Annotated in this window: 6 protein-coding genes and 1 pseudogene; 2 read left to right on the forward strand and 5 right to left on the reverse strand. The window is 78.2% G+C overall.

Going from position 1 to position 5,681, the window contains the following annotated elements:
• Window positions 1–555 (reverse strand): annotated as a pseudogene (locus tag IE321_RS40390) (MFS transporter); the annotation flags it as partial.
• A 57-nt stretch (window positions 556–612) separates the two neighbouring features.
• Between IE321_RS40390 and IE321_RS40395 the strand changes: the two are divergent.
• The gene (locus IE321_RS40395) at window positions 613–1,185 is read left to right on the forward strand and encodes a CGNR zinc finger domain-containing protein (protein ID WP_226653028.1); all 573 of its coding nucleotides are present in this window, start codon (window positions 613–615) and stop codon (window positions 1,183–1,185) included.
• 30 nt (window positions 1,186–1,215) lie between these two features.
• Here the strand turns inward: IE321_RS40395 and IE321_RS40400 are convergent, their stop codons facing one another.
• Window positions 1,216–2,469, reverse strand: coding sequence for a D-alanyl-D-alanine carboxypeptidase family protein (locus IE321_RS40400; protein WP_190226619.1), 1,254 nt, complete (start codon window positions 2,467–2,469; stop codon window positions 1,216–1,218).
• A gap of 269 nt (window positions 2,470–2,738) precedes the next feature.
• On the opposite strand from IE321_RS40400, the gene IE321_RS40405 reads away from it, so the two are divergent.
• On the forward strand, window positions 2,739–4,010 hold the full coding sequence (locus IE321_RS40405) for a cytochrome P450 family protein (protein WP_043231672.1): 1,272 nt from the start codon (window positions 2,739–2,741) through the stop codon (window positions 4,008–4,010).
• 13 nt (window positions 4,011–4,023) lie between these two features.
• Here IE321_RS40405 and IE321_RS40410 read toward each other — a convergent pair whose 3' ends face one another.
• From IE321_RS40410 to IE321_RS40420, 3 genes are all read right to left on the reverse strand, one after another.
• Entirely contained in the window at window positions 4,024–4,296 is a 273-nt protein-coding gene (locus IE321_RS40410) for a hypothetical protein (RefSeq protein WP_051842892.1), read from the reverse strand.
• A 62-nt stretch (window positions 4,297–4,358) separates the two neighbouring features.
• Window positions 4,359–4,835 (reverse strand): NUDIX hydrolase, encoded by a 477-nt coding sequence (locus IE321_RS40415; RefSeq protein ID WP_190226620.1) that lies wholly within the window; start codon window positions 4,833–4,835, stop codon window positions 4,359–4,361.
• 37 nt (window positions 4,836–4,872) lie between these two features.
• A partial coding sequence (locus tag IE321_RS40420; protein WP_190226621.1) for an FAD-dependent oxidoreductase occupies window positions 4,873–5,681 on the reverse strand: 809 nt, incomplete at its 5' end.

Here is a 5,681-nt window from a genome sequence, read left to right on the forward strand (position 1 = left end):
GACGGGCACCGCCGCCGCGACCAGAGCCGCCCCGAGGACGGCCGCCGCCGGTGCGCCGAGGACCACCGCGCCGGCGCCCGCGAGCGCCGCGCCCGCCAGGGCGGCCACGGAGAAGGTGAGCGCGTCGAGGCCGTGGAGGCGCGGCATCCGGCCGGCGGCCGCGAGCGCCGGCAGCTGCGCGGTCCAGCCGCCCGAGAGCACCGGCCCCATCAGCCCCGTGACGACGGCGAACAGCGCCGTCACGCCGAACGGCAGCCGGCCGAGACCGAGGAGTACGGCGCCGAGCCCGGTCGCGTAGAGGGCGAGGGCACCGGCCAGCAGGCGTCCCGGCCGCCGGGCCCGGTCGAGGAGCGCGCCCAGGACCGGCCCGCCCACCGCCGCCGCGACCGTGACGCACGCGAGGAGCGCGGCGGCACCGGACGTCGAACCGACGGCCGCGAAGCCGGCGAGCGCCAGGGCCGGACCGGCCGTCTCGTCGCCGGTCCGGGCCGCGAGCGCGCCCGCCAGATGTCCGGCGGGGGACGGCCGGAGGGGTTTCGCCAGAAGTCCGCGCATGACGCCGGAGGCTACGGAAGTAACTCAAAACCTCGCAATATGCGTTACATTCGGCCGATGCCCGTGCTACCCGACCGGTCCACCCGGCACTCCACCGTCGCCATGGCCCTGCGCACCGCCGCGCTCGTCAACGCGCTGGCCGACCCGGCGGCCGGTCCGGAGGAGATCGCCGCCGTGCTCCTCGCCCACGGCGAACCCGCCCCGGTGGCCGTGACCCCCGAGGACGTCACGGCGATGCGGGGCGCGGCCGCGCCCCTGCGGGAGGTGTGCGCCGCCGCCTCCGCCGACGAGGCCGCAGCCCTCCTCAACATCCTGCTCGCCGCCCACACCGGCCCCCTCCGGCTGACCGCGCACGGCGGCACCGCCCCCTGGCACCCGCACGCGGACGCCGACGACGACGCGCCCTGGGCGGCGTGGTTCCTCGCCTCCGGCTGCCTGGCGCTCACCGTCCTGCTCTGGGAGCGGCAGGCCCCGCCGGGCCGCACCTGCGCCTCCGCCTCCTGCGGGAACGTCTTCGTCGCCCACGGCAGCGGGCCGGAGCGCCGCTACTGCTCGCGGCGCTGCGCCACCCGCGAGCGGGTCGCCGCGCACCGCCGCGCCCGCACGGCGACGGCCCCCGGCGTGGACTGAGCGTCCGCCGGGGGCCGTCTCCGGTGCGGGTCAGCCGTGCGTGGCGCGGCGGCGCCAGGCCCACAGGGCGAGGGCGGCGGCGAAGGCGGAGCCCACGAGGGAGAGCGGGAGCGCCACGGACGGGCCCCGGTCGGCGGCTTCGGCGGCGGTGCCGGGCCGGTCCGCCGAGGCGCCCAGGGCGGCCGCCGGGGCGCCGGCCCCGCCGCGCACGGCCACGGCGCGGGCCTCGGACCGCTCGCCGGAGGGGGAGTCCGGGGACTTCGGGGGCAGCAGCGAGCCGACCGGCCGGACCTTGCCCGCCGCCTCGAAGCCCCAGTCCAGCAGCGAGCGGGCCTCCTCGTACACGGCGAGTCCGCCGCCCGACTGCGGGTTCATCACCGACACGACCAGCGTGCGGTCGCCCCGCCGGGCGGCGGAGACCAGGGTGTTGCCGGCGTTGCTGGTGTAGCCGTTCTTGACGCCGATGAGGCCCGGGTAGCGGCCCACGCCGTCCGCGCCGGTGAGCAGCCGGTTGGTGTTGGCGATGCCGTACGACCACGAGCCCGCCGGGAAGTCCGCGTAGGCGGTCGAGCAGTAGCGGGTGAACTCCGGGTCCTGGACCCCCGCCCGGCCGAAGACCGCCAGGTCGTACGCGGACGACACCTGGCCCGGCGCGTCGTAGCCGTCCGGGGAGACGACGTGGGTGTCCCGGGCCCCCAGCGACCGGGCCTTCTCCTGCATCTGGCGGGCCATCGACTCCCAGCCGCCGCTCATCGCCGCGAGGACGTGCACCGCGTCGTTGCCCGAGCTGAGGAAGACGCCGTTCCACAGGTCGGAGACGCGGTACGTGTACCCCTCCTTCACCCCGACCAGGCTGCTGCCCTCGCCGATCCCCGTCAGCTCCTCGTCGGCCACCGTGTGTTGCTCGGACGCCTCGTGGTGCGGGAGCGCCGTCAGCGCGAAGAGGGTCTTGAGCGTGCTGGCCGGCGGCAGCTTGCGGTGCGCGGCGCGGGCGGCGAGCACCTCGCCCGTCCCGGCGTCGGCCACCACCCAGGAGAGGGCCGAGAGCGAGGGCACGGCCGGCGCGCCGGCCAGCGGCTCCACCTGCGTCCCGGTCCGGTCGAGCCGCGCCGGGTCCACGAACCGCCGCGCGGGAGGGGTCGGTTCGGTGACGGAGCCCGGGCCGAGGGCGGGGGCGGCCGCCCGGACGGGGGGCGGGGCGGCGGCGGCCACGGGGGCGGAGAGCACGAGCAGCATCGCGGCGGAGCCCGCGGCGGCATGGCGAAGGGCTGACGTGACGATCATTCAGCCACCGTAGGAAGGGGGTGCGGAGAGTGCAGGGCGGAGTGCGCCACCCGGCCTACAGAACGCGACGCCGGGCGGCGCGTCGTGCCGCCGGGCGGGTGGTCGTGGAGCGGCCCCGCACCGCCGTGCGGGTGAGCCCTCCCGCCCCGACCGCCCGTCCTGGCCGTCGGCTCGACGGCAACTCCTCACCAGCGGCTGTGCGTTGACCCTAGGATGCGGGCGGCCCTCCGGCGTCCGTCCGGCGGCCTCACCCGTCGTCAGGAGTGGACATGGACGCACGCCCCGGAGCTGCCGAGGACCGCGCCGCGGCCCCGGAGCCGTACCGGCTCGACCCGGCGGGCGGCTGCCCGCACGCCGTCAACGCGCGCCTGCGCGCCCACGGGGCCGTCGCCCCGGTGACGCTGCCCGGCGACATCGAGGGCATGGTCGTCCTCGGCCACGACGCCCTCCGGGACTTCCTCGCCGACCCCGACGTCGCGAAGGGGCCCCAGCACTTCGCCGCGCTCGCCGAGGGCCGCATACCCGAGGGGTGGCCGCTGCGCACCTTCGCCACCGTGCCCGGCATGACCACCGCCGACGGCGCCGACCACCGCCGGCTGCGGACCCTCGTCAGCAGCGCCTTCACCGCCCGCCGCGTCGAGGCGCTGCGCCCGCGCGTCGAGACGGTGACGAAGGGGCTGCTCGACGGACTCGCCGAGGCCGCCGCGAGCGGCGACGGCGTGGCCGACCTGCGCCGCCACTACGCCCTCCCGCTGCCGCTCGGCGTGATCTGCGAGCTCCTCGGAGTCGACCCCGCCCACCAGGACCGGCTGCACCATCTGTCGAGCCTCGTCGTGGCGACCGACACCGAGCCCGCGCGGGCGGTCGCCGCCAACCGCGAGCTCGTCGCCCTGCTCGGCGCCATCGCCGCCGCCAAGGCGGAGGCACCCGGAGACGACCTGACCAGCGCCCTGATCGCCGCCCGCGACGAGGGCGGCGACCGGCTCGCCCAGCCCGAGCTGATCGGCACCCTGCTGCTCATGATCATCGCGGGTCACGAGACCACCCTCAACCTCGTCACCAACGCCGTCCGGGCCCTGTGCGGCCACCGCGAGCAGCTCGACCTCGTCCTGGCCGGCGCGGCGACCTGGGCCGACGCCGTCGAGGAGACCCTGCGCTGGGACAGCCCGGTCAGCTACTTCCCGTTCCGCTACCCCACCCGCGACCTGACGGTCGACGGCACCCTGATCCCCCGGGGCACCCCCGTCCTCGCCGGCTACTCGGCGGCGGGCCGCGACACGGACGCGCACGGCCCCGACGCCGACCGCTTCGACCTCACCCGGACGGACCGGGCCAAGCACCTGTCGCTCGGCCACGGACCCCACTACTGCCTGGGCGCCCCGCTCGCCCGCATGGAGGCGGCCGTCGCCCTCGAAGCCCTCTTCACCCGCTTCCCCGAGCTCGACCTGGCCGTCCCCGAGGCCGGGCTGACCCGCCACGCCGGCTTCGTCGGCAACAGCGTGCGCGCCCTGCCCGTCCGGCCGGGCCGCGCGGCGCGGTGACCCGCCCGGCGGCTCAGGCGCGCCGGCCCCAGTCCATCGTGGGGGCCGGCGCGCCGGGAGGGGACGCGGGGGAGGCGCGCAGGGAGGAGACGAGCCGCAGCAGCCGGTCCTCGTTGCCCGCGAGGCCCGCCGCGCGCAGCGCCTCGTCGGCCTCCGCCATGGGGTTCGTCAGCATCACCCCCGCGTACGGGGCGAGGCGCGGATCCGTCAGCACGGCCTGGGTGGATTCGAGGAGGCGCAGGTACGCCTGGGCCGCGGCGCGCTCGGTGGCGGTGATGGTGGTCATGTCGGGCTCCCTCTCGACGGCTTGACGCACCCCACCCTCTCGCACGGGTCTGACAATGGCCCTCAGGCCCGCCCGCGCACCCGCGTGACAAGGCGTTCCAGGAAGACCCGCTGCCCCGCGACGAGCAGCGGGGCGGCCGCGTCCACGGCGAACCAGCCCACCCGGTCCAGCTCGGGGAACTCCGCCAGGACCCCCGAGCGGGGCGGCCACTCCATCGTGAACGTGCCGGGCACGACCGCTGCCGGGTCGAGGTCGCCCTCCACCGCCCAGACGGTGACGGTCTTGCCGCCGGCCTGCCGCACCTCCCCGAGGTCGAGCCACGCGCCCCCGGGCACCGGCACCCCCAGCTCCTCCAGGAACTCGCGCCGGGCCGCGTCCTCGGGCGCCTCCCCGGGCCGGTACTCGCCCTTGGGCACCGACCACGCGGCCTGCTCGCGGCGCGCCCAGAACGGCCCGCCCATGTGGCCGATGAGCACCTCGACGCCGCCGTCGTCCCCGCGCCGGAAGACGAGCAGTCCCGCACTGCGCCGGGCCGTCATGCCGCCAGTCTGACCGAGTCCGGCGGCGCCCGCAGGATCAGCGGGCCGGTGCGTCCCCGCCCGCCGCCGGCGGCGGGTCCCTGCCGTCGAGGTGCGCGAGGACGGCCCCGGCGGCCCGCCGCCCCTCGGCGGCGGCCCGGACGGCGGCGACACCGCCGCACAGCAGGCCGCCGGCCGCGAACACCCCCGGGACGCCGGTCCGCAGCGCGTCGTCCACCAGGGGGCCCCGGGTGCCGGGATCGAGGGGCAGGCCGCCCGCGCGGGCCAGGGCGTGTTCCGGTATCCAGTCGCCGGTGAGGACGAGCGTGTCGCACCCGAGCGTCCCCGCCCGCCCGTCCCGGTACCGCACGGTCACCCCGGCGAGCCGCCCCCGGCCGGTCAGCTCGGTCACCACCGTCTCCGCCAGCACCGGGACGCCCGCGCCGCCGACCGCCGCGCGCGGGCCCTCGTGGACCAGCGCCGCGACCGCGACGCCCGCGCGGCGCAGCAGCCCGACGGCGTGCCCGGCCGTCCGGCCGGCGCCGACGACGCCGCCGCCGAGGCCGATCCGGCCGGGGTCCGGGCCGAAGAGGTCCACGGTCCGGAGCAGTTCCCCGGTGGTCAGCACGCCCCGCGGCCGGGTGCCGGGGAGCAGCCGGGCCGGACGGGCCCGTTCGCGGGCACCGGTCGCCAGCACCACCGCCCGTGCCTCGACCGTCTCCAGCCCGGTCGGCGCGGTGGTCTCCAGCGCCAGCGGTCCCGCCCAGCCGGTGGCCGACACGCCGGTGCGCAGCACCGCACCGGCACGGACGGCCGCGCGCACGGCGCGCCGCGCGGACCCCCGGGGCCGTCCAGGGCACGCCCCCG

The sequence above is a fragment of the Streptomyces hydrogenans genome (assembly GCF_014656075.1).
Classification (GTDB): Bacteria; Actinomycetota; Actinomycetes; order Streptomycetales; family Streptomycetaceae; genus Streptomyces; species Streptomyces hydrogenans.